2 protein-coding genes are annotated in these 1,880 nt (G+C 66.6%); both read left to right on the forward strand.

Features of this window, described 5'->3' with window-relative positions; all coding sequences use genetic code 11:
* The coding region (locus AB4Y84_RS20540; RefSeq protein ID WP_442250806.1) for a phosphoethanolamine transferase at positions 1 to 696 on the forward strand (696 nt) is incomplete at its 5' end.
* 539 nt (positions 697 to 1,235) lie between these two features.
* The coding region (locus AB4Y84_RS20545; RefSeq protein ID WP_442250807.1) for a M2 family metallopeptidase at positions 1,236 to 1,880 on the forward strand (645 nt) is incomplete at its 3' end.

A 1,880-nucleotide genomic window follows, 5' to 3' on the forward strand; every position in this document is an offset into this window, starting at 1 on the left:
GTACTGAACCGCGCGGGCATCGCGCCGCTGTGGCGCGACAACCAGTCCGGTTGCAAGGGCGTATGCGAGGGTCTGGACTTCCAGTCGCTGTCGGACGCGGCCACGCCGGGGCTGTGTGCCGATGGCCGTTGCATGGACGAGATCCTGCTGCAGGACCTGGCGACGCAGGTGCGTGCGCGCCCGGGCGACCGGGTGGTGGTGCTGCACCAGCTGGGCAACCATGGCCCGGCCTATTTCGAGCGCTACCCGCCCGCCTTCCGCCGCTTCACCCCGACCTGTGACACCCAGGACATTGGTCGCTGCTCGCGCGAAGAGATCACCAACAGTTACGACAACGCCGTGCTGTACACCGATCACTTCCTGAGCAAGACCATCGGCACGCTGCAGGGCCTGCAGGACTACGACACGGCGATGATCTACCTGTCCGACCACGGTGAATCGCTGGGCGAAAAGGGCCTGTACCTGCACGGTGTGCCGTACGCGATCGCACCGGCCGAGCAGACCCGGGTGCCGATGACGATGTGGTTCTCGCCAGGCTTCGCCAGCAGCCGTGGACTGGACCTGCAGTGCGTGCGCAAGCGCTCGGCCAGCTACACCGACCACGACAACCTGTTCCCGTCGGTGCTGGGGCTGATGCAGGTGAAGACCTCGCTGTACGAGCGGGATCGCGACCTGTTCGCCAACTGCGAGAGTTAGGGGTGTTCGGCAGGGCTGCGCCCTGCACTCGCAGAGGCAACGGCAACGGCCGAAGCAACAGCAAAGGCTGGTTTTCTGGGGGATGGCGGGGTGGGTCCGGTTGCGGGGGACGCCGTRAATCCGTCCATGGAGGCTCGGTCGCGCCATCCATGGCGCTCACGCCCCCGCAACCGGACCCACCCCGCCTTCGACAGTTGGCCGCGATCTGTTGGAACCTGCTGCTGATGGTGGGTGCCAACCGTTGGTCGGCGCTGGGGCGGATGTCGATATCTGATGGATTTCATCCACGCACGGCGTGGATCTACTGCCGTCACCGAATCGCGTCTGGGGGAGAGCCCCCTGAGTCAGGGGGCGGCCGCGAAGCGGCGGGGGTCTGGAAGCTGATAAGCGGGGCCCGCGTTTCGCGCAGCGAAGCGTGGGAGCGACAGCGCGCATGCGATGTCGCGGTCCCCGGGCGCCGCCCGGCCGACTTCCGCCACTTGCGGTGGCAACGCCTGCCCACTAGCCTTCGGCGGTCGTTCACCACCCAAGGATCGCCCGTGAAACACCGTCATCTCCTGCTGGCCGCGGCAGTCGCCGCCGCTACGCTGGCCCTGGCCGCCTGCAAGAAGGAAGCCGCCCCAGGCACCGAGACCGCCAGCAGCAGCGCAGCGGCCGGCGAAACCGCCGACCAGTTCGTGGCCCGCATCAATGCCGAATTCAAGGCGGCCTACCCGGAGATGACCTCGGCGCAGTGGCTGTCCTCCACCTACATCAACAGCGATTCAGAGCGCATCGCGGCCAAGGCCAACGAACGTTCGCTGACCCAGCTCAACAGCTGGATCGAGCAGGCCGGCAAGTTCGATGGCAAGCCGATGAGCGAAGACAGCAAGCGCGCGATCCACCTGCTGAAGCTGATGTCGTCGATGCCGGCGCCGCGCGATCCGGCCAAGCTGGCCGAACTGACCCAGATCGCCACCCGCATGGAAGGCAGCTACGGCGCAGGCAAGTACTGCACCGACGCCAACGATCCCAACTCCTGCCGCCAGCTGGGCGAACTGGAGCAGGTGCTGGCGCGCAGCCGCGACTATGACCAGCAGCTCGATGCCTGGCAGGGCTGGCACAGCACCACCAAGAGCATGCGCGGTGATTACCAGAAGTTCGTCGGCCTGGTGAATGAAGGCGCCAAGGGCATGGGCTTCACC

The organism is Stenotrophomonas sp. 2YAF22, from assembly GCF_052114665.1.
Lineage (GTDB): Bacteria > Pseudomonadota > Gammaproteobacteria > Xanthomonadales > Xanthomonadaceae > Stenotrophomonas > Stenotrophomonas indicatrix.